At 64.3% G+C, this 21,102-nt stretch carries 19 protein-coding genes and 1 tRNA gene; 12 read left to right on the top strand and 8 right to left on the bottom strand.

Going from position 1 to position 21,102, the window contains the following annotated elements; all coding sequences use genetic code 11:
- Positions 1 to 4: 4 nt before the first annotated feature.
- From JQ587_RS27545 to JQ587_RS27555, 3 genes are read left to right on the top strand one after another with little or no spacing between them, the layout of a single operon-like run.
- Positions 5 to 2,047 carry an acetyl/propionyl/methylcrotonyl-CoA carboxylase subunit alpha gene (locus tag JQ587_RS27545; RefSeq protein ID WP_212427395.1) on the top strand — a complete coding sequence of 681 codons (2,043 nt, stop codon included), beginning with the start codon at positions 5 to 7 and terminating at the stop codon, positions 2,045 to 2,047.
- Between the two features lies 1 nt (position 2,048).
- Complete coding sequence (locus tag JQ587_RS27550; protein WP_212303729.1) at positions 2,049 to 2,957, top strand: hydroxymethylglutaryl-CoA lyase; 909 nt, start codon at positions 2,049 to 2,051, stop codon at positions 2,955 to 2,957.
- A 55-nt stretch (positions 2,958 to 3,012) separates the two neighbouring features.
- Positions 3,013 to 3,429: a zinc-ribbon domain containing protein gene (locus JQ587_RS27555; protein ID WP_212427396.1), complete on the top strand. Its 417-nt coding sequence runs from the start codon at positions 3,013 to 3,015 to the stop codon at positions 3,427 to 3,429.
- 93 nt (positions 3,430 to 3,522) lie between these two features.
- Here the strand turns inward: JQ587_RS27555 and JQ587_RS27560 are convergent, their stop codons facing one another.
- Positions 3,523 to 4,485: a LysR family transcriptional regulator gene (locus JQ587_RS27560; protein ID WP_212303727.1), complete on the bottom strand. Its 963-nt coding sequence runs from the start codon at positions 4,483 to 4,485 to the stop codon at positions 3,523 to 3,525.
- A 126-nt stretch (positions 4,486 to 4,611) separates the two neighbouring features.
- Between JQ587_RS27560 and JQ587_RS27565 the strand changes: the two genes are divergently transcribed.
- Together JQ587_RS27565 and JQ587_RS27570 are read left to right on the top strand one after the other, a co-directional pair.
- A complete protein-coding gene (locus JQ587_RS27565) occupies positions 4,612 to 5,592 on the top strand; it encodes a tripartite tricarboxylate transporter substrate binding protein (protein ID WP_212303726.1) in 981 nt (326 codons plus the stop codon).
- 57 nt (positions 5,593 to 5,649) lie between these two features.
- A complete protein-coding gene (locus JQ587_RS27570; protein ID WP_212303725.1) occupies positions 5,650 to 6,357 on the top strand; it encodes a dienelactone hydrolase family protein in 708 nt (235 codons plus the stop codon).
- Positions 6,358 to 6,415: 58 nt separating this feature from the next.
- Here the strand turns inward: JQ587_RS27570 and JQ587_RS27575 are convergent, their stop codons facing one another.
- The 3 genes from JQ587_RS27575 to JQ587_RS27585 are packed head-to-tail and all read right to left on the bottom strand — an operon-like array spanning position 6,416 to position 9,344.
- Positions 6,416 to 7,774 carry a TRAP transporter large permease gene (locus tag JQ587_RS27575; protein ID WP_212303724.1) on the bottom strand — a complete coding sequence of 453 codons (1,359 nt, stop codon included), beginning with the start codon at positions 7,772 to 7,774 and terminating at the stop codon, positions 6,416 to 6,418.
- Positions 7,771 to 8,325, bottom strand: coding sequence for a TRAP transporter small permease (locus JQ587_RS27580; protein WP_212303723.1), 555 nt, complete (start codon positions 8,323 to 8,325; stop codon positions 7,771 to 7,773). The genes JQ587_RS27575 and JQ587_RS27580 overlap by 4 nt, the downstream gene beginning before the upstream one ends.
- A complete protein-coding gene (locus JQ587_RS27585) occupies positions 8,322 to 9,344 on the bottom strand; it encodes a TRAP transporter substrate-binding protein (RefSeq protein WP_212303722.1) in 1,023 nt (340 codons plus the stop codon). The genes JQ587_RS27580 and JQ587_RS27585 overlap by 4 nt, the downstream gene beginning before the upstream one ends.
- Positions 9,345 to 9,688: 344 nt before the next feature.
- Between JQ587_RS27585 and JQ587_RS27590 the strand changes: the two genes are divergently transcribed.
- A complete protein-coding gene (locus JQ587_RS27590) occupies positions 9,689 to 9,931 on the top strand; it encodes a pentapeptide MXKDX repeat protein (RefSeq protein WP_045007240.1) in 243 nt (80 codons plus the stop codon).
- A 141-nt stretch (positions 9,932 to 10,072) separates the two neighbouring features.
- On the opposite strand, the gene JQ587_RS27595 is transcribed toward JQ587_RS27590, so the two are convergent.
- Positions 10,073 to 10,420: a DUF6481 family protein gene (locus JQ587_RS27595; protein WP_212303721.1), complete on the bottom strand. Its 348-nt coding sequence runs from the start codon at positions 10,418 to 10,420 to the stop codon at positions 10,073 to 10,075.
- Positions 10,421 to 10,686: 266 nt separating this feature from the next.
- On the opposite strand from JQ587_RS27595, the gene JQ587_RS27600 reads away from it, so the two are divergent.
- From JQ587_RS27600 to JQ587_RS27615, 4 genes are all read left to right on the top strand, one after another.
- Positions 10,687 to 10,923, top strand: a complete 237-nt coding sequence (locus JQ587_RS27600; protein ID WP_212303720.1) for a hypothetical protein — start codon at positions 10,687 to 10,689, stop codon at positions 10,921 to 10,923.
- Positions 10,924 to 10,998: 75 nt separating this feature from the next.
- Positions 10,999 to 11,226 (top strand): hypothetical protein, encoded by a 228-nt coding sequence (locus tag JQ587_RS27605; RefSeq protein WP_212303719.1) that lies wholly within the window; start codon positions 10,999 to 11,001, stop codon positions 11,224 to 11,226.
- Positions 11,227 to 11,424: 198 nt separating this feature from the next.
- Complete coding sequence (locus tag JQ587_RS27610; RefSeq protein ID WP_212427397.1) at positions 11,425 to 12,231, top strand: hypothetical protein; 807 nt, start codon at positions 11,425 to 11,427, stop codon at positions 12,229 to 12,231.
- A gap of 713 nt (positions 12,232 to 12,944) precedes the next feature.
- The gene (locus JQ587_RS27615) at positions 12,945 to 13,193 is read left to right on the top strand and encodes a hypothetical protein (RefSeq protein WP_212427398.1); all 249 of its coding nucleotides are present in this window, start codon (positions 12,945 to 12,947) and stop codon (positions 13,191 to 13,193) included.
- A gap of 100 nt (positions 13,194 to 13,293) precedes the next feature.
- On the opposite strand, the gene JQ587_RS27620 is transcribed toward JQ587_RS27615, so the two are convergent.
- The gene (locus JQ587_RS27620; protein ID WP_212427399.1) at positions 13,294 to 13,521 is read right to left on the bottom strand and encodes a DUF2171 domain-containing protein; all 228 of its coding nucleotides are present in this window, start codon (positions 13,519 to 13,521) and stop codon (positions 13,294 to 13,296) included.
- A 137-nt stretch (positions 13,522 to 13,658) separates the two neighbouring features.
- On the opposite strand from JQ587_RS27620, the gene JQ587_RS27625 reads away from it, so the two are divergent.
- Positions 13,659 to 14,936 carry a hypothetical protein gene (locus JQ587_RS27625; protein WP_212427400.1) on the top strand — a complete coding sequence of 426 codons (1,278 nt, stop codon included), beginning with the start codon at positions 13,659 to 13,661 and terminating at the stop codon, positions 14,934 to 14,936.
- Between the two features lie 17 nt (positions 14,937 to 14,953).
- Here the strand turns inward: JQ587_RS27625 and JQ587_RS27630 are convergent, their stop codons facing one another.
- Positions 14,954 to 15,163, bottom strand: a complete 210-nt coding sequence (locus tag JQ587_RS27630; protein ID WP_249149153.1) for a hypothetical protein — start codon at positions 15,161 to 15,163, stop codon at positions 14,954 to 14,956.
- Positions 15,164 to 15,360: 197 nt separating this feature from the next.
- Positions 15,361 to 15,437 (bottom strand) — tRNA-Arg (locus JQ587_RS27635).
- Positions 15,438 to 15,840: 403 nt separating this feature from the next.
- Between JQ587_RS27635 and JQ587_RS27640 the strand changes: the two genes are divergently transcribed.
- A complete protein-coding gene (locus tag JQ587_RS27640) occupies positions 15,841 to 21,045 on the top strand; it encodes an alpha-2-macroglobulin family protein (protein ID WP_212427401.1) in 5,205 nt (1,734 codons plus the stop codon).
- The last annotated feature ends 57 nt before the right edge of the window (positions 21,046 to 21,102 follow it).

Here is a 21,102-nt window from a genome sequence, read left to right on the forward strand (position 1 = left end):
TGCGATGGACCGTTCAAAGCTCTACCGTCGTTTTCGCACGCTCCTGATCGCCAACCGGAGCGAGATTGCCTGCCGCGTCATCCGCACCGCGCGCGCAATGGGCCTGCGCACGGTCGCCGTCTATTCCGAGGCAGATCGCGACGCGATGCATGTCGCACTTGCGGATGAGGCCGTGCTGCTCGGGCCGTCGCGGGCCCGCGACAGCTATCTCAATGTCGAGCGGCTGATCGAGGCCGCCCGCAAGACCGGCGCCGAGGCCGTGCATCCCGGCTACGGCTTCCTGTCGGAAAATGCCGAGTTCGCGCAAGCCTGTCTCGACGCGGGCCTCGTCTTCGTCGGCCCGACCGCCGAGATGATGACGGCGATGGGCTCGAAGTCCGGCTCGAAAGCGCTGATGGAGAAGGCCGGCGTGCCGCTGGTGCCCGGCTATCATGGCGAGGCCCAGGACGATGCGACGCTGGCGAAAGCCGCCGACAAAATCGGCTTCCCGATCCTGGTGAAGGCGTCCGCCGGCGGTGGTGGCCGCGGCATGCGCATCGTGCGCTCGGCGGCTGAGCTCGCGCCCGCGATCGTCAGCGCCAAGCGCGAGGCCAAGGCTGCGTTCGGCGACGACCGCATGCTGATCGAAAAATATGTCGACAATCCCCGCCACATCGAAGTGCAGATCATCGGCGACAGCCATGGCAATCTGCTGTCGCTGTTCGAGCGCGAATGCACGTTGCAGCGCCGCCACCAGAAGGTGATCGAGGAGGCGCCGTCACCGTCGCTCAATGCCGCCCAGCGCGAGACGGTCTGCGCCGCGGCGCGAAAGGCGGCAGGCGCGGTGAACTATGTCGGCGCAGGCACGATCGAGTTCGTCTCCGACGGCAAGGACGTATTCTTCATCGAGATGAACACGCGTCTCCAGGTCGAGCACCCCGTGACCGAGCTGATCACCGGGGTCGACCTCGTCGAATGGCAGCTGCGCGTGGCGTTCGGCGAAGCGCTGCCGCTGAAGCAGGACGAGATCAAGCTCCACGGCCATGCGGTGGAGGCGCGTGTGTACGCCGAAAACCCGACCAAGAACTTCATGCCGTCGGTCGGCAGGATCTCGACCTGGCGGTTGCCGGCGGAGGAGACCGGGGGCTTGCGCATCGATGCCGGCTACAGCGAGGGGGATACCGTCTCGCCGTACTACGACGCCATGCTGGCCAAGATGATCGCGTGGGCGCCGACGCGGGAAGTCGCGATCGACCGGCTCAACCGCGGGCTGGAGGACTCTGACGTCCGCGGGATCGTCACCAATATCCCGTTCCTGTCGGCGCTGATCACGCATCCCAAGGTGCGGGCGAATGCGATCGACACCGGCTTCATCGAGCGTGAGCTGGCGGCGTTGACCTCGACGTCGGCGGCCCCCGGCGAGCTCGAGTTCTGCGCTGCAGTGGCCGCGATCGTCAACGACGAACGGCGAGCCGCGCAGGGCGCCGCGAGTTCGCCGTTGAATTCGCCGTGGCACACCTTTGGCTGGCAGCCGGTCGGCCGCCGCCAGCGCAGCTTTGCCTTCCGCGTCGGCCATGGTGTTGGTCATGGTGCTGGTCATGGGCCGGAGCAGAAGATCACGCTCAACTACGGCAGCGGGCCGTCGACGCTCGTGATCGGCGAGCGCGAGCTGGCGTTCACGATTGCGCCGAAGGAGGGCGGCTTCGATCTGACTCTGGATGGCGTCAAGTCATTCGTCGCCGCCGTGATCGATGGCCACGAGCTATATCTGCGCACGCGCAATGGCCGCTTCGACCTGCACTGGGTCGATCCATTTGGCGGTGAGACCGAGGAGCAGACGGGCGCCGACAAGATCGCGGCCCCCTTGCCGGGCACAGTCGTCGCTGTGCTGGCCGAGGAGGGCGCCAAGCTCGACAAGGGCGCGCCGATCCTCACGCTGGAAGTGATGAAGATGGAGCAGACGCTGCGGGCGCCCTATGCCGGCGTGCTGAAGTCGATCAAGTGCAAGGTCGGCGACATCGTGCAGGAAGGCATCGAGCTCGCCGTGGTCGAGCCGTCGGGAGAGTGACATGAGCGATCCCGTCCGCATCGTTGAAATGGGGCCGCGCGACGGTCTGCAGAACGAGAAGATGCCTGTCAGTGTGGAGGCCCGCATCGCCTTCATCGAGGCACTGGTCGCCGCCGGCCTCGATACCGTCGAGGTCGGTGCGTTCGTCTCGCCCAAGGCGATCCCGCAAATGGCGAGCTCCGATGCCGTGCTGCGCGGCGTCAGTCACGTCAAGGGCGCCGAGTTCCACGTGCTGGTGCCGAACGAGAAGGGCTATGACGCGGCCCGAGCCGCCGGCGCCAAGGTGGTCTCCGTGTTCGCGGCGGCCTCGGAAGGCTTTTCGCGCGCCAACATCAATTGTACGGTCGCGGAGTCCATCGAGCGGTTCAAGCCGGTGCTGGCGCGCGCCAAGGCCGACGGCGTGAAGGTGCGCGGCTATATTTCCTGCGTGCTCGGCTGTCCGTTCGACGGCGAGATCAAGCCGAAGGCGGTCGCCGATCTGGCCAATACGCTGTGGGAGCTCGGCTGCTACGAAATCTCGCTCGGTGACACCATCGGCGTCGGCACGCCGGCCAAGGCGAAGGGCATGTTGCGCGCGGTAGCTGCCAACATCTCGCCTGCAAAGCTCGCGATGCATTTCCACGACACCTATGGGCAGGCGCTGGCCAATCTGTATGCCGGCCTGCAGGAGGGCGTCCGCGTGATCGACGCGGCCGCTGGAGGGCTCGGCGGTTGTCCCTATGCGCCGGGCGCCACGGGCAATGTGGCGACCGAGGATGTCGTCTACATGCTCGAAGGCATGGGCATCAGGACCGGTGTCGATATGGAGAAGCTGCTGGCGGCGACAAATGAAATGAGCCGCGTACTGGGCAAGCCGCCCGTGAGCCGTGTGGCCTCTGCGTTGAACGCGAAGAAGCGCCGCACGACTTAGGAGTAAGCAGGTAGGCTTCGCTACCTTAACCACCTAATGGGCTGGATTGCTCAGGATGAAGAGCAACAAGCAGAAGCGATCCGAGATCGCCGCGCGCAAGGCCGCAAAGCGGGAAAAAGAAACGATCCTGGCTGCGCAGGCCGCGAGAAAAGCGCGGTTAGAATTCTTGCGAAGCGTCGGTTCGCGCGGCGAAGTACCCGTGGATACGACCAAGCTCGGCTCGGCGGGCAACAGCTATAGCGTTCCTGCATTTGTCGAGCGCGGCTGGTATGTACCGGTCGATTTCACTTGCAAGGCGTGCCGAAAGGCCGAGACGTGGACGGCCGAGCAGCAGAAATGGTGGTACGAGACCGCCAAAGGCAGCCTGTTCACGACGGCGACGATGTGCCGTTCCTGCCGGCGTAAGGAGCGGGCACGCCAGGACGAGGTGCGCCGCGTTCACCTCGAAGGCGTGGCGCGGAAGAAGAAGTAGTCGGATTCCCAGGGGCCGAGTTCGTAAGTTCGATCAGGTACGTTTCGCTTCGATGGCAAGCGCTTTTGCGCGCTCAGCAGATGATACGATGCGTCAGTTGCGGACATGCCCAGGTGATTTTGGCTTCGCCATCGGTTTTGCAAGCTCACGAGCACTGTCGATGGTCAGTTGGGCAACAGGGCTGAGGGCGCGATCCTTGAGCGTGACGATCCCGTTTGGCCGGCGGGCTTTGGGTAGATCGACGGGCAGGACCCTGAGGGCGGACTTCCTGGCAAGAAATCTCAGCGCCGAGGCGGGGAAGATCGTGATGAAGCGGCCTGTCGTCAACAGGCTGACCCGCATATGCGGGGAATCGGTCACGACTGTCGCGTGGGGGTAATCAAGCCCGGCGGCTCGAAACGCTTCCCATACGATTGATCCAATGACGCTCTCGCGCGGTGGCAGCACCCAGGATTCGTCGGCCAACTCGGAAATTTGGATCTTGCGGCGGCGGCCCCATCGATTCTTCGCACCTGCGACCACGACGTAGCGGTCTTCGAAAAGAAATTCGAAACGCAGCCGATCGTCGGCAAGCTCGCCGGTGCTGCGCACGATCAGCAGATCGACCTTGCGCTCGCTCAAGTCGCGGTGCAGGGCCTCTATATAGCCGGTCACGAGCTGGAATTTGATCCGCGGATGACGCCGGGAGAGCCGATCTATGAGAGCGCAAACGAAGCTCGCCGCCAGAAAGGCCGTGCTTCCAATCCGTACTTCTCCAGCTGTGGGGTCGGCCAGAAATTCGATGCTCTTCACGCCCTGGCGGAGCTCGTCGAAGACGGCGGCTCCGCAATCGAGCAGGGCCCGCCCGCACTCGGTCGGTTCGATTCCCCGTTGGTGGCGATCGAGCAAGCGGACGCCAAACGCACGCTCGAGCTCCCCGATCGATCTCGAAATATTGGGCTGGGTGGTATTGAGCATGAGCGCCGCCTTGCCCATGCTGCCGGCCTGCACCACGGCCATGAGCACATGCAGGTCCTGCAGCTTCATTCGTTTCCCGATGCGATCGCTCATCTGCATGAGGGCACCCATTTCCGTTCTGATATGATCCCATCAGATAATAGCCTTATGTGCTTATGACGGCATCAACTATCCTCCGCCGCTGAGGAGAGCCGGCGCGAGTGCGGGTTCGACGGAGCAAAGCTTATGCCTCCCTCCCGACGTCGATTTCTGCGTCTTGCGGCGGCCGTGGCTGCGCCCCCTCTGCTTTCCCGCTTGGCTTGGGCGGAGACTTTCCCGTCGCGGCCGGTCCGCATCATGGTTGGTTTTGCCGCGGGCGGGCCAAATGACATCCTCGCGCGCCTGATCGGGCAATGGTGTTCGGAGCGGCTCGGCCAGCCGTTTGTTATCGAGAACCGCCCCGGCGCCGGGAGCAATATCGCCACCGATGCAGTCGTGCGCGCGCCTCCGGACGGTTACGCTCTCCTGTTGGTCGGTTCGCCGAATGCGATCAATGCCACGCTCTATCGAAAGCTCGATTTCAATTTCCTGCGGGATATTGCGCCGGTTGGAGGCCTGTCGCGCGGCGCCCTGGTGATGGTGATCCACCCATCGGTTCCCGCCAACACCATTGCGGAGTTCATCGCCTACGCCAAGGCGAACCCGGGAAAACTCTCCTATGGTTCGGGCGGAGTAGGTGGGATCACCCACATCGCCGCCGAACTGTTCAAGCTGGAGGCCGGCGGGCTGGATATTCAGCATGTGCCTTATCGGGGCGTGGCGCCCGCGATCACCGATCTGCTCGGCGGGCAGGTGCAGGTCGTGTTCGTGAACCTGGCGCCGTCGATCGGCTATATCAACAGCGGCAAGCTGCGCGCGCTCGGGATAACGACAGCGGCACGGTCCGAAGCATTGCCGGATCTGCCGGCCATCGGCGAGTTCGTGCCCGGCTATGAGGCGAGCTCGGTGTTCGGCATCGGCGCGCCGAAGGGCACGCCGGTCGAAATTATCGACAGGCTCAATATGGAGATCAACGCTGCGCTGGCCGATTCCGGGTTCAAAGCGCACCTCGCTAGTCTCGATGCCGCGGGACTTGGTGGTTCGCCGGCCGACTTCGGCAAGCTCATGGCCAGTGAAACCGAGAAGTGGGCCAAAGTGATAAGCCTCGCGAAAATCAAGCAGGAGTAGCGCGGCGAAATCCGCGATGGTCACAGCTTCGTCTCGAAACGAAGGGACGGCTCCGTCATGCCTGGAAGGACAAGAAGGATTTGCGCGAAAGGCGGCGGTGAGTTCGATTGCTATCTCGTCGCGCCCGAGGCTGAAAAGCCGGTTGCCGCGGTCGTGCTTGCTTCCGCCATTCACGGTGTGGATGCCGACATGCGCGCGATCGCAGAGGAGCTTGCGACATATGGAGTTATCGTAGCGGTACCCGATCTGTTTTGGCGTTCGATTGCCGGCCCGCTTTCACGGGACGACCAGCGTGCTGCCCAGCGTTCGCAGCCGCGTCTCGAGCAAATCAGGGTCGGCGAGGCCGACATGGCCGACACGCTGAGACACCTCGGCACACTCCCGCAGTTCAATGGACAGGCGGCGGTCATGGGGTTTTGCTACGGCGGTCCGTACGCGATCCTCGGACCGAAGCGACTTGGCTACGCCGCCGGCATCTGCTGCCACGGATCCCAGATGCTGGATTATCTTCACGAGCTCGTCGGCGTTCGCGAGCAAGTCTGTCTCATCTGGGGCGACCAGGACAATCGCGCGCCGGTCGAGGTGCTGGAGGCATATCGTGACGTGGCGGCGCGCATGGCGAACGTCGAAGTGCACATCTTCCCCGGGGTGCGTCACGGTTACATGATGCGGGGAAACCCGGCCGCCTTCGATCGGGCGGCACGTGATTTCTCAATCAAGCGCGCCCGGGAGGTTCTTGCAGGTCTGGACGGCGCACTGTGCTGAGCGCGAGGACGAAGCGGGCCAGGCATGGCGCTACGCGCCTTTGCCCACCCTTGCAGCGTCATCTGCTCCCATCCGGCCCCATCACCAGGTCGGGCAGCCAGGTCGAGATCTCCGGCACGAAGCAGAGCAGCAGCACCGCGCCCATCATCAAGAGCACGAAGGGCAGCGTGCCCCAGATCACTTCGCTGAGCGAAATGTCGGGCGCGACGTTGCGGATGACGAAGATGTTGAGGCCGACGGGTGGATGGATCAGCCCCATCTCCATCACGATGGTCATCACCACGCCGAACCAGATGATGTCGAAATTGGCGGCGCGGAGCGGCGGCAGGATGATCGGCGCAGTCATGAGAATGATCGAGACCGGCGGCAGGAAGAAGCCGAGCACGACGACCATGACGAGGATCGCAAACAGTAGCCCCCAGCGCGGCAGATGCATCGCGACGACGGATTCGGCCGCCGATTGGGAGATGTGCAAATAGCTCATCACGTAGGAATACAGCAGCGACATGCCGATGATCATCATCAGCATGGTCGATTCCCGGATCGTCGATTTCATGATGGGCGCGAGGTCGCCCGGCCGCCACACGCCGTAGATCGCCGCGATCAGCCCCAGCGCCAGCAATCCGCCGAGGCCGGCGGTCTCCGAGGGCGTGGCATAGCCGCCATAGAGCGCCGCCATCACGCCGGTGAGCAGCAGCACGAAGGGGATCACGCGCGGCAGCACGCTGAAGCGTTCGGCAAGCGTATATTCGTCGCGGGCCAGGATCGCCGATTCAGGGCTACCTTTCTTGTAGGCCGCTTCGGCCACCGCATATTCCTGGCGAAAGCGGATCACGGCATAGCCGCCGAACAGCGAGACCAGCAGCAGGCCCGGGCCGATGCCGGCGAGGAACAAGCGTCCCAGCGATTTCTCGGCGGCGACCGCAAACAGGATCATGGTGATCGAGGGCGGCAGCAGAATGCCGAGCGTGCCGCCGGCGGCGATGATGCCTGCGGCGAAGCCGCCTGAATAGCCGCGCTTGCGCATCTCGGGGATGCCGGCCGAGCCGATCGCCGAGCAAGTCGCTGGGCTCGAGCCCGCCATCGCCGCGAACAGTGCGCAGGCAAAGACGTTGGCGACGCCAAGCCCGCCGGGCACGCGGTGCAGCCAGGCATGCAGCGCCGAATAGAGATCCTGACCGGCGCGCGATTTGCCGATCGCGGCACCCTTCAGGATGAAGAGCGGGATCGACAGCAGCGTGATGGACGCCATCTCCTCATAGACGTTCTGCGTCACCGTATCGAGCGACGCTGAGGGCATGTAGATGCCCATGAACACGACTGCGACCGCGCCGAGCGCGAAAGCGATCGGCATGCCCGAAAACATCACGAGCAGCGTCGCGACCCCATAAGCGATACCGATACCGAAGACGCTCATGGACGCCTGGTTCCCGCGAAAGGCAGCGCCAGCTGCACGAGGATCTGGACGCAGAGCAGGCTCATGCCGAGCGCCATCAGGGAATAGGGAATGGCGAGCGGCGGCGACCACATCGAGTTCGAGACCTGGCCGTCGACATAGGCTTCATGCGCCAGCGTCCACGACTTCCAGGTGAAGAACGCGCAGAACAGGAACGTCACGGCGTCGACGAACCAGAGCCGGATCCTGTTCGCCAGCGGCGACAAGAGGCCAACGAAGGCCTCGATGCCGATATGGCCGCGGTTCTGCTGCACGTAGCCCGCCGTCATGAAGGTGGCGCCAACCAGCAGGAACACGGCGGCCTCGTCCTGCCAGTAATTGGCGGCCTTGAACAAGGCGCGGCTGAGCACGCTGTAGCTCAGGATGGCGCAGGCGGCGACCAGCGCCATCGCGGCGAACACGACGATGATGCGGTTGAGGATGGCGAGGCCGCGATCAGCCGCCGCCGCAAGGCCGGTCCTTGCGGTCGCGTTCGCCATGTCCTCACGATCCCCGAGCGGACCGTGGCTCATGCAGCGACGTCGGAGGCGAGCTTGAGCAGATTCGCGGCGGTCGCGGTCTTGGCGCCGTAATCCTTCCACGCGGTGTCGCGGGCGATGTCGCGCCACTTGCCGACGGTGGCGGCATCGAGCGCCGAGACTTTCGCGCCGGCCTTCTCGTAGACCTTGGCGACCTCGACATCGTCATCCTGCGCGCCCTTGCGGCCGAAGGCTTCGAGCTCTGCGCCGACGGCGACTAGGATGTCCTGCTGGTTCTTCGGCAGCTTGTCGAAGATTGCCTTCGACATCATCAGCGGCTCGAGCATGAACCAGTAGGAGGCGCCGGCGCCTGAGGTGAGCGACTTCGCGACCTCTTCGAGGCGGAACGAGATCAGGCTGGTGGAGGAGGTGATGCCGGCGTCGCAGGCGCCGGTCTGCATCGCCGCGTAGATTTCGTTCGAGGGCACCGACAGCACCGAGGCGCCGGCAGTCTGCAGCACCATGTCCATCTCGCGCGAGCCGCCGCGCACCTTCAGGCCTTTGGCGTCTTCAGGGGCGACGATGGCCTTGGAGCGGCTGGCGACGCCGCCGGCCTGCCAGACCCAGCTTAAGAGGATGATGCCCTTGTCGGCCAGGAAGTCGGTCAGCGCCTTGCCGACCGGCTCCTTCTTCCAGCGCATGCCCTGGTCGTAGGTGGTGACGAGGCCGGGCATCAGTCCGATATTGGTCTCGGGCAATTCGCCGCCGGCATAGGGCATCGGATACAGCGAGATGTCGAGCGCGCCCTTGCGCATTGCGGAGAACTGCGCGTTGGTCTTGATCAGCGAGGAGTTCGGATAGATTTCGGCGGCGATGTCGCCATTGCTGCGCTTAGCGACCTCGGCGGCGAACATGCGGCAGAGCCGGTCGCGAAAATCGCCCTTGTCGATGGTGCCGCCGGGGAATTGGTGCGAGATCTTGAGCGTGGTTGCGGCATGCGCGGTGCCAATGCCGAAGCGGAGAATGGCGGGTGCGGCGACGGCGGTCGCGAGCAGATGGCGGCGCGTGAACATGGTGGATCCCCTTGGACGGTTCTTAGGACGGTTCTTGCTTGGCGTGGTCTGGGTGGGTCATCAGACCGGCGCGATGGCCCATCCTAGCCGGTCTTCGACCCCGAGTTCTCTAGTCTGATAGTTCGAGACGGAACGCCGCGGCAAGTGTTGGCCTTGCTGCGCTGCACACAGCGCGCCTCACATGCCCCATCTCCAACGCCGTGCGTCAGGCGACGATCGCGCAGGCAGCCCGATGCCTTGCGAAAAAATCTGCAACCTCGCGTAACAAGCACGCGCATTGATCCGTCGAGAATGTGTAGCGGCACAAGTCGCTGACAAACACCATCTCGAAGGGAATATTTCTCATGACCATTCGCACCCGCATCGTGCTCGGCGTCTCGGCTGCCGCTCTCTCGCTTGGCCTGGCGCTGTCGCCGGCCGCCTTCGCCCAGGACAAGATGGGCAAGGATGACGGCATGATGAAGAAGGACACGATGTCCAAGGACGGCATGAAGAAGGACACCATGTCCAAGGACGACGGCATGAAAAAGGACACGATGTCGAAGGATGGCATGAAGAAAGACGACGGGATGATGAAGAAGAACTGATCTTCTGCGTCGTCGCAGCGTTTGCGAAAGGCAGACGCGCGTTCTCAAATGCATTCGGACGTCAAAATTCCGGGGCGGTCAGATCGGCCGCCCCGGAATTGATGCTTCAATTCAAATTCAATTGAACGTGACTGGCGGACGCTACTTGCGCTTGGCCTTGCGGGCGGCGTAGCGGGCGTCGCGCTTGGCCTTCTGCTCGGCTTCCAACTCAGCCTGCTTGGCAATCGCTTCTTCTGCTTCGCGCGCGATCCGCACGGCTTCGGCCGCTGCAGCTTCTTCCGCGAGACGCTTCTGCTCGGCCTTTTCCGCCTCGCGCATGGCCTTTGCTTCGGCGCGCTTGGCCGCGAGTGCTTCGCGCTCGGCGCGTCGCGCCGCAACGGCGGGATCGTCATGTCCCGGCTGCGACTTGAACTTGTTCAAAAGATTTTTGCGTGCTTCCTGCGCGGCTTTTTGCCGGTCGGAGAATCCTGGTTCCCTGAATCCACTCATCGACGAGCCTTGTCTTCCTCGCTTTCGATCCTACATCAGCGTCTGTTGGTACGTCGGCTGGGCACAAGCAGGCGCCACGCGACGCAGAAGCGTGTACATCGCCGCGCGCCGTGAAGCCACCCATAATCGCAGCCGATCAGGTCAACGAAAATCGCTTACCCAGCCGATCCTTCGTAGCCCGGAAAAACTGCCGAATTGTGATGCCTCTCATAAGGGCACCCAGCGGCGGCGCCTAGCGTCCGCCCGATACGAGACGGAGCACGGGCATGATCTATTTCCGGCTGAGCCTGAAAGCCCTTGCAATCACCATCGCAGCAGCGGCGGTAGCGGGTGCGGTGCTGTTGGCCGCCCGTCCGCAACCCATGGAAAGCACCGTTCTGGGGGCTGCCTGGGAGTGCACCCAGACCGCGTTCATTCTAACCAGCTGCGCGCCGCGCGTGCAGGAGGCAATCCCTGCGGTCGAGACGTCGCGCAAGGAGGCGCTGAGGCGGACCAAGGGCTGAGCGGCGAGGCGCCGAGCAGGATGTGACGCGCCGTCGCAGAGGTGATAAAGGGCCTCACCGAGCGACAAGGTTCTCATGTCCAAGCCCGACCCCACCGAGAAGCCCAACGCTTCGAAGCCGAACACTTCGCCAAGGGCCCAATCCGGCGACAGTCGCCGCGGCGCTATCGCGGGGTTGATCATCGCCGCCGTTATCCTCGGCGTCGGCTTGTGGCTCGCCCGTGACCTCACGGCTGCCAGCAAGATGCAGGACTGCCTGATGTCGGGGCGGAGCAATTGCAATGTGATCGAGCCGGCCCGCTAGACGGTCTGGCGGGTGGCCTCCGGACGAAAAAATGCCGTGATCTTAATCATTTGTAACGGGACAGAGCCGGGTTGGCAGGTCAATTTCGATAAGCCGCCTTGGCAGGTCAGTCATGTCCGCCGGCATCAGCCATGAGCGATCCGAATCATCTATCGCGCGTGGACCACAGCAATTTCTGAAAGTAGGGGGTAGGCACGAATGAGTGCGTCCAGCCGCATCAAGATCATCATTCCCATGGTTTCGGCCATGTCGTTGCTGGCGTTGTCAGCGCACGCGCAGGATGCCGGGCAGCCGAAGGGTTTTGGCCAGCCGCCCGCGCAGGGCGCAGGCTCGCCGCCCCCGGCCAATCAGAACATGCGTAAGGCTGCTCCGCCGCAGCAGGCCGTGCGCCCTGGACCTCAGCCCGGCGGGCAAGCCCACGTGGTTCCGGGCGCAAACCCCGGCCCGCACGGTCCAGGACCGCGTAATGCGGGCGGCCCACCGCCCGGATCCGGCCGCTACATGGCACGCGGCCCTGCGCCGGCGCGCGACTGGGGTGGACACGCCTATCGCGGCAATCTTGCCTGGGACGGCGGACGTTGGCGCCACGAGGTCCACAACGGCCGCTCCGGCTGGTGGTGGGATGTCGGCGGCGTCTGGTACTACTATCCGCAGCGGATGGACGGACCGCCTGCCTATATTTCGGAAGACTATATCGACGACGTGCCGGTGGCCTATGCGCCGCCGGGTCCGCCGGTCGCCTATGAACCGCCGCCGCCTCCACCGCCGCCCGCGGATCCCGGCGCGAGCGCGCTCGGCGGGGCCATCGTCGGCGGTGTGCTTGGCGGCTTGCTTTCCGGCAACGCCACGGGCGCGGCGGCAGGCGCCGTGATCGGCGGGGCGACCGGCGCGATCGCAGGCGCCACAGCTGCGTCGCGCCCCGGTTATTATCTCGCCCAGGGCAATTGCTATTACCGCTATCCGAGCGGCCAATATGTGCAGGCCGATCCGCGCGCCTGCTATTGAGCTCCTCGCGCGCAGTCCAACATGAATGAGGCGGGCCCGATGCCCGCCTCATTTGCGTTGAAGGCGCTGCAACCGGGGTCGCATACGCCGACGGTCCGGCAAGCGCCGTTACCTCACGCAATGAGGAAAATACGAAAATTGACAAGGGCAGGTCATCGCGTCAGTCCCGGACAAAATTCATCGCGGTAACATCGTGCGGAATGCGCGCGATGGTGCGACTTTTGTCCACCGCAATCATACGGACGAAATTGCCACGCACTTGTCCATATCGGCCGGCTAAACTTGACCTCATGTGTACGAAGTACGATCCACAGCATGAAGCCGAGGCGGCGATGAAGCGCGCCGCGGCGTCAGAAGGCCCCGACCGGCAACGACTCATCGAGCTGGCTCTGGCCTGGCATCAGCTCGCCCGCGATCGTCGCGAAGACGAGCGCAGGGACTAATCTTCGTTCAACAGAAGTTCGCCCAGTTCGGCCTCGTCACAGGCCATGAGAAAGCCCCGCGCTCGGGGGGACGAGCACGGGGCCCTTCAAAGCCGACCGGGGCTGGCCGGTCGGCACCACCAGATTTCATCGTCGACAACATGCTGGTCGCGTCTGCGTTCCACGCGAGCTTCGCACTTTGTCGATCGCCGCTCGCCACAGCTGGCTTGTAACTTCGCTTCATTGAATCTCGGAATAGGAACACCTGGTCCCGGCCGACGTTGGTCGGCCATGACAGACCTTGAATTGCGCGCACAGTCTTTCGAGATCGCCTGGAAATATCTCGATCAATCCGGTCTGCTCACGGGCGAGCACGAGGATTCCGCCCGCTTCATCCTGAACAGGATCGACCGCATGATGATCCGCGGAGAGCGGCGCAGATTGTTGCTGTCGAACGCGGCGATCGATGCGTATCGGTTGCGGCCTGTGATCGTGCCGCTCGACGCCTGCTCAATTCAAGCTGCGGAAACGCGGCGTTAAGAATCGTTGGCGTGCCGATTTCGCTGTCTCGATTCGTGCTGGAGGAACGAAGCGGAGTCGGATCGTGAACAAACAAAAGGCCCCCGAAGGGGCTTCTGCATCAGGCGGCTTCCGTCTTCGGGACGACGTCGGCATTCACCGAAAGCTTGACGACATCGCCCTCGACTGCGCCAACATATGTCGTGTCGATATAGTGATGATGATCCTTGTGACCTTCCGGGCTGTCGTTGCGGGGCAGCTTGATGCGATGTCCCTCGACGCGATCGACCGTGCCGACATGCGCGCCGTCCTTGCCGATGATCTTCATGTGTTCCCTGATTTCCGACATGCAGTCCTCCTTGTGGTCGATCAACGGCGCAGATGCAGCTTCGTTGCAACGCGCGCGCAATCCGATGTTTGGACCTCCGGCACGCGGCAGGCGTTGAAGGACGATGGAAGCTTTCCGGTCGTTGCAGCAAGACGCGCATGGAGACCATTGAGGCCTATCTGGAGCGGAAGCACAGGGAGATCGGGCTGCTCAACGATTGCCTGATGAGCCCACGGCGCCTGCCTCGTCCGCGATCGGTGGATGAGGTGATCCGGACCAAATTCCAGCTCACCGCCATGTTGCGGGCGGAGCATGCGGTGCATGACTGGAAGGCAACGGAGACGGCGTGGTCGGCGTCAGCCAGCCCTGCGAGCGGGCCGTTCGTATTCAGCTACGATTATCAGCGCGCGGATCTTCGTGTCAGCGGCCCTTCGTTCTACGAACTCGAGCCCGGCTGTGCCAGCGAGACGATCTATGCCGCCTCCGGCATGGCCGCGATCTCAACGCTGCTGGTGGCTTTCGCGCCGGTGGTCGCCAAGGCCGATATTCTGGCGCTGCCTGGCTCTTACGGCGAGACGTTGGAGCTGATCGAGCGCTTTGTCCCAAACCTGCGACTCGTTCAGCTGACGCTGCCGTTGCCTGAGGCGCCTGCACCGGCCGGAGCACCCCGGATTTTGCTGCTGGAGTCATGTGTCTCCGCCAGGGTGTTCGACGAAGCCCTGCACTGTGACGGTTCGGCGCTCGATCTGCTGGTGTTCGACACGACCTGCTTTGCCGGCCGGTCGGGTCGCATCCGGCGCGTGCTGCGCTGGGCCCGGCGGTGCAAGATTCCGGTCGTGATGGTGCGAAGCCATAACAAGCTGGATTCGCTCGGTGCGGAGTATGGGAGGCTCGGTTCTGCGGTCTTCGTCGGCTGGTGCGAGCAGGGCGCCGAGGCAGGCCGCGCGATCCTCGAACGGCTTACCGCGGAAACCCGCAATGCGGTCCGGCTCCTGGGTAGCGCGGCGTTGCCGGCGCACTTTCCGCCCTATGTGGGAAGCGAAGCCTACTGGGCATTAACGAAGGCGCGGGTCTCAGCCATCCTGCGCAACGGCCGCGATGCGGCCTCGATTTTCGCGCGTGAGCTTGCCTCGCTCGCGGCCGAGCTCCACTTCACCCACGGCCTCTACGTCACGCTCCGCACCCGCCGTTCCCGTGATGAGGCCAGCGCGCGGCAAGCCGCGGAGGCCATGAGCCGCGATCTGAGCCGGAAGGGATATCCCATCCGTCACGCCGGCAGCTTTGGTTTCGACTTCGCCGCCACCGAATGGTCCCACGATGCGACCACGGATCAGTACAACGTCCGGGTCACGGTCCCGGATTTGCCGACGGAATTGTGGAACGATCTTGCAGCGGCGATTGCCGAGTGGTGGACGTCGAATCAATGCCGGCTCTGATCGTCACGCGACCAGAATCATTCGATTGCCGAAGGCTCTTTCTGATGGCCTCGATGCGTCCAGGCTTGAACGGCCCAGGCGAGCTGATGATGGCTCTTGGCGACATCAACAATCGAGGCCTGCGCCGTCTCGATGCGCTTTGCGATCACACTGGAGTTGACGTCCACGATTGCATCGAGCGCCAGGAACGACATTGCGGCGATCGCCACCGCAAAGGCGATTCCCATTCTGGTTAATTCGGCTCGTGGCATCGACAGTCCTTAATCGCGAGCAATTTGCCCGCCGCGCATAGATAGGGCGGGTCCGCTCGGTTCAAAGGCCGGAGTAGGCCAACCCACGCGTTCGTGAAAGACCACAGGTTGGCAATGAACGGCGCGTGGCGCGTTAATGATGAACGCCGGCACACGTCCGCAAGAATCAGGCTTGGCGATCCCGGCAGGAATCGAACCTGCAACCCTCAGAGTAGAAATCTGATGCTCTATCCAGTTGAGCTACGGGACCGTCCTGAACCGCCCCGGTTTGGGAGCCGGCTGTTCATATCACATGCCAATATGAAAAATCTGGTCTTTCGCCAAGCCTGAACCGAACCGTTTTCGCCCCCGGAGCGACAAAGCGGAACGGTGGAGTGTCAGGGTGCCGGGTTGAGCGGCAGCGAACTGGACGACGGATCACGTCGCCGGCAGCGCTGGCTAGCTTCCGGGACACGGCTGCCGGCCGACTGGTCCGGTATTGCTGCGCCTCAGGACGGCGTGCGCGGCGATAGCGCGATCGGTCTCCTCTGGGCCTGCCTCGCCATGGCGAATGCGACGTTTTGCACCTCTGGTTCCATCGCCTTGAGTCTGTCACCTTTCCGCGCACTTTATCGCCGCCGCGGCGATCGTCCGCGTTTTCCGGGAGTCCATTCATGATCGGTCTGGTTCGCGCCGTCACCTTCTGCGCCACGTTGGCGCTCGGCCTGAGCGCTGCACACGCCGCTGACAAGGCGTTCAAGCGCGACGATCTCGCTGATTCCGCCATCAAGCTGGAAGCCCAGATCAAAAGCGAGGCGGGGCCGGTCGCCAAGACCAACGCGACGCTGAAGACGGACGCCGACGCCGCCTTCCGGCGGAACGATTACCGCACCGGGCTCTCGGTACTCGGCCAGATCGCCGCCACCACGCCCGAGGACGCCGGTAACTGGCTGCGGCTCGCAAAAGTCATCTTCCAGATCACCCCGAAGAGCTCGAGCGAGCAGACCTTCCTGCTGGAGCGCGCCTCGACCGCCGCCTATATCGCCTACCAGCGCGCTGGCAACGCGGGCGAGGAGGCGGATGCGCTCGCCGTGCTCGGCAAGTCGCTCGCCGAACGCAAGCTGTGGCGGCCGGCGCTGGATTCGCTGAGGCTGTCGCTCGACATGCGCGAGGTCGCCGACGTCCGCGGCAATTACGAGAAGCTGCGCGACGAGCACGGTTTCCGGCTGCTCGACTATACCGTGGACTCGGATTCGGCGAGTCCGCGCGCCTGCTTCCAGTTCTCGGAGGAGCTCGCCAAGCGCACCGACTTCGCACCGTTCCTGGCGCTTGCCGGCCAGGACAAGCCGGCGCTGTCGGCCGAGGGCAAGCAGCTCTGCGTCGATGGGCTGAAGCACGGCGAGCGCTACAACGTCAATCTGCGCGCCGGCCTGCCGTCGACCGTGAAGGAAGGTCTGCCGAAATCGGCCGAGTTCAACATCTATGTGCGCGACCGCAAGCCGTTCGTGCGCTTCACCAGCCGCGCCTACGTGCTGCCACGGACCGGCCAGCGCGGCATTCCCGTGGTCAGCGTCAATACCCCCGCGGTGAACATCAATGTCTTCCGCATCGGCGACCGCAACCTGATCAACACGGTGGTCGACAGCGACTTCCAGAAGACGCTGTCCAAGTACCAGCTCAGCGATCTCGGCAACGAGCGTGGCGTAAAAGTCTGGTCCGGCGAGCTCGTGACCGCGATGAGCCTGAACCAGGATGTCATCACCGCGTTTCCGGTCGATCAGGCGCTGGGTGAACTCCAGCCCGGCGTCTATGTGATGACGGCTGCGGCCAAGGGCCCGGGCAGCGACGATGATTACCAGCTCGCCACCCAATGGTTCATCGTTTCCGATCTCGGCGTCACCGCCTATTCCGGCAATGACGGCATCCATGTCTTCGTCAACTCGCTGGCCTCGACCGATCCGGTCGGTAAGGCCGAAGTGCGGCTGGTCGCCCGCAACAACGAGATTTTGGCGACGCGCAAGACCGATGATGCCGGCCACGTGCTGTTCGAAGCGGGGCTGGCGCGCGGCGAGGGGGGCCTGTCGCCGGCGATGCTGACGGTCACCGGCGAGAAGGCGGACTACGCCTTCCTCAGCCTCAAGACCTCGGCCTTTGACCTCAGCGACCGCGGCGTCGCGGGCCGTACGGTGCCGCCGGGCGCGGACGCCTTCGTCTATGCCGAGCGCGGCGTCTATCGCTCCAGCGAGACCGTCTACCTGACCGCGCTGCTGCGCGACGGGCAGGGCAATGCCGTCACCGGCGGTCCGCTGACGATGGTGATCGAACGTCCCGACGGCGTCGAATTCCGCCGCGCTGTGCTCGCCGATCAGGGCGCCGGCGGCCGCACGCTCGCCGTGCCGCTCAACTCGGCCGTTCCGACCGGCACGTGGCGGGTGCGTGCCTTCACCGATCCGAAGGGGTCTTCGATCGGTGAGACCACGTTCATGGTCGAGGATTACGTTCCAGACCGGATCGAATTCGACTTGTCCGCCAAGGACAAGCTGATCAAAGCTAACGCTCCTGTGGAACTTAAGGCGGACGGCCATTTCCTCTATGGCGCGCCAGCCTCCGGCCTCCAGCTCGAGGGCGACATGCTGATCGCGCCGGCTGCCGAGCGTCCGGGCTTTGCCGGCTACCAGTTCGGCGTTGCCGACGAGGAAACCACCTCGAACGAGCGCACGCCACTTGAGAACCTGCCCGAGGCCGACGCCAATGGCGTTGCGACTTTCCCGGTGACGCTGGAGAAGCAACCGGCCTCGACCCGTCCGCAGGAAGCGCAGATCTTCGTCCGCATGGTCGAGACCGGCGGCCGCGCCGTCGAGCGCAAGCTGGTGCTGCCGGTCGCGCCTGCGACGGCCCTGATCGGGATCAAACCGCTCTTCGGCGACAAGAACGTCGCGGAAGGCGACAAGGCCGAGTTCGACGTCGTGTTCGTCTCGCCCGAGGGCAAGACGCTTCCCCGCGACGGCCTCCGCTACGAGCTCCTGAAGATGGAGTCGCGCTACCAATGGTATCGCCAGAATAATTACTGGGAGTACGAGCCGGTCAAATCGACCTCGCGCGTCGCCGACGGTGACGTCACCATCGCGGCCGACAAGCCGTCCCGCATCTCGTTGGCACCGCGCCCCGGCCGCTACCGGCTCGACGTGAAGTCGAACGACGCCGACGGCCCGGTGACCTCGGTGCAGTTCGACGTCGGCTGGTATTCCGACGGCAGCGCCGACACGCCGGACCTGCTGGAGACCTCGATCGACAAGCCGCAATACGCTTCCGGCGACACCATGACCGTGTCGGTCAACGTCCGCTCCGCCGGCAAGCTCACCGTCAACGTGGTCGGCGACCGCCTGCTGACGACGCAGACCATCGACGTCAAGGAAGGCACCGCGCAGGTGAAGCTCCCGGTCGGCAAGGACTGGGGCACCGGCGCCTATGTGGTAGCGACGCTGCGCCGTCCGCTCGACGCGGCGGCCCAGCGCATGCCGGGTCGTGCCATCGGCCTGAAATGGTTCGGTATCGACAAGCAGGTCCGCACGCTCCAGGTCGAACTATCGCCGCCGGCGCTGATCCGACCGAATGCGACGCTGAAGATCCCGGTCAAGCTCGACGGGCTCAATCCGGGCGAGGACGCCAAGGTGGTCATCGCTGCGGTCGATGTCGGCATCCTCAACCTCACAAATTACAAGCCGCCGGCACCGGATGATTACTATCTCGGCCAGCGCCAATTGAGCGCGGAGATCCGCGATCTCTATGGGCAGCTGATCGACGGCATGTCGGGTACGCGCGGCCAGATCAAGTCAGGCGGTGACGCCGGTGCGGCCGAGCTGCAGGGCTCGCCGCCCGCACAGAAGCCGCTCGCGCTGTATTCGGGCATCGTCACGGTCGGCGCCGACGGCAGCGCCGAGGTCAGCTTCGACATTCCCGAGTTCGCCGGCACCGCGCGCGTGATGGCGGTGGCGTGGACCGCGACCAAGCTTGGCCGCGCCAACACCGATGTTGTGATCCGCGACCCCGTGGTGCTGACCACGACCCTGCCGCGCTTCCTGCTCAATGGCGACCACGGCACGGTCAATCTCGAGATCGACAATGTCGAGGGGCAGGCCGGCGACTACGTCATCAACACGAAGACGGGCGGCCCGGTGAAGATGACCGGCAATCCCGCCACCACGGTCAAGCTCGCCGCCAAGCAGCGCAACTCGTTCTCGCTCGCGCTCGACGCAACCGCGGCGGGACAGGCGACCCTCGACGTCGACATCAAGGGGCCGAACGGTTTGGCGCTCGCGCGTCACTATGCCTTCGACGTCAAGGCGGCGACGCAGGTGCTGGCGCGGCGCTCGATCCGCACCCTGGCGAAAGGCGAGAGCCTGACGCTGACCTCGGACATGTTCTCCGACCTCGTGCCGGGTACCGGCAGCGTCTCGGTGTCGGCGAGCTTGTCGACCGCGCTTGATGCCGCGACGATCCTCAAGGCGCTCGATCGCTATCCTTATGGCTGCTCGGAGCAGATCACGAGCCGCGCCATGCCGCTGCTCTACGTCAACGACCTCGCGGCCGGAGCGCACCTCGCCATGGACACCGAGGTTGACCAGCGCATACGCGACGCCATCGAGCGGCTCTTGGCCCGTCAGGGCTCGAACGGCTCGTTCGGCCTGTGGTCGGCGGGTGGGGACGATGCTTGGCTCGATGCCTATGTGACGGATTTCCTCACCCGCGCCCGCGAAAAGGGTTTTGTGGTGCCGGACATCCTGTTCAAGAACGCGCTCGACCGTATCCGAAACTCCGTGGTCAACGGCAATGAGCCGGAAAAGGACGGCGGCCGCGATCTCGCTTACGGCCTCTACGTGCTCGCCCGCAACGGCGCCGCGCCGATCGGCGACCTCCGTTATCTCGCCGATACCAAGCTGAACAACCTCGCGACCCCAATCGCGAAGTCGCAGCTCGCGGCGGCGCTGGCGCTGGTCGGTGACCGCAATCGCGCCGAGCGGGTCTATGGCGCCGCGCTCGACAGCCTCGCGCCTAAGCCGGTGCTGGAGTTCGGCCGCGCCGACTACGGCTCGCAGCTGCGCGATGCCGCAGCTCTCGTCTCGCTTGCCAGCGAGGGCAATGCGCCGAAGGCGACGCTGACGCAGGCCGTCGCACGGGTCGAGACCGCGCGCGGCCTCACGCCCTACACCTCCACGCAGGAGAATGCGTGGTTGGTGCTGGCCGCGCGGGCGCTCGCCAAGGAGAACCTCTCGATGGAGGTCGACGGCCAGCCGATCAAGACCGCGCTCTACCGCAGCTACAAGGCGGACACGCTGAGCGGCAAGCCACTGAAGATCACCAACACCGGCGATGCGCCGATCCAGGCGGTGGTCTCGGTCTCCGGCTCGCCGGTCACGCCGGAGCCGGCCGCGTCGAACGGCTTCAAGATCGAGCGGAACTATTTCACGCTCGACGGCAAGGCCGCCGATATCAGCAAGGTCAAGCAGAACGATCGCTTCGCTGTGGTGTTGAAGGTCACGGAAGCGAAGCCCGAGTACGGCCACATCATGGTGTCCGACTATCTGCCGGCAGGTCTGGAGATCGACAACCCGAAGCTGGTCTCGTCGGGCGACAGCGGCACGCTGGACTGGATCGAGGACGGTGCGGAGCCGGAGAATACCGAGTTCCGCGATGACCGCTTCACGGCGGCCGTGGATCGCGCCTCGGATTCCAAGGCGGTGTTCACTGTCGCCTATGTCGTGCGCGTGGTCTCGCCCGGCAAATATGTGCTGCCGCAGGCCTATGTCGAGGACATGTACAATCCCTCGCGTTACGGCCGCACCGGCACCGGATCCGTCGAGGTGCGGGCGGCGAAGTGAGTGGCGAGATGAACGAAGCCGCGCCTCATATTCCGCCGTCATGCCCGGGCTTGTCCC

Source organism: Bradyrhizobium manausense (assembly GCF_018130615.1).
Taxonomy (GTDB): Bacteria; Pseudomonadota; Alphaproteobacteria; order Rhizobiales; family Xanthobacteraceae; genus Bradyrhizobium; species Bradyrhizobium manausense_A.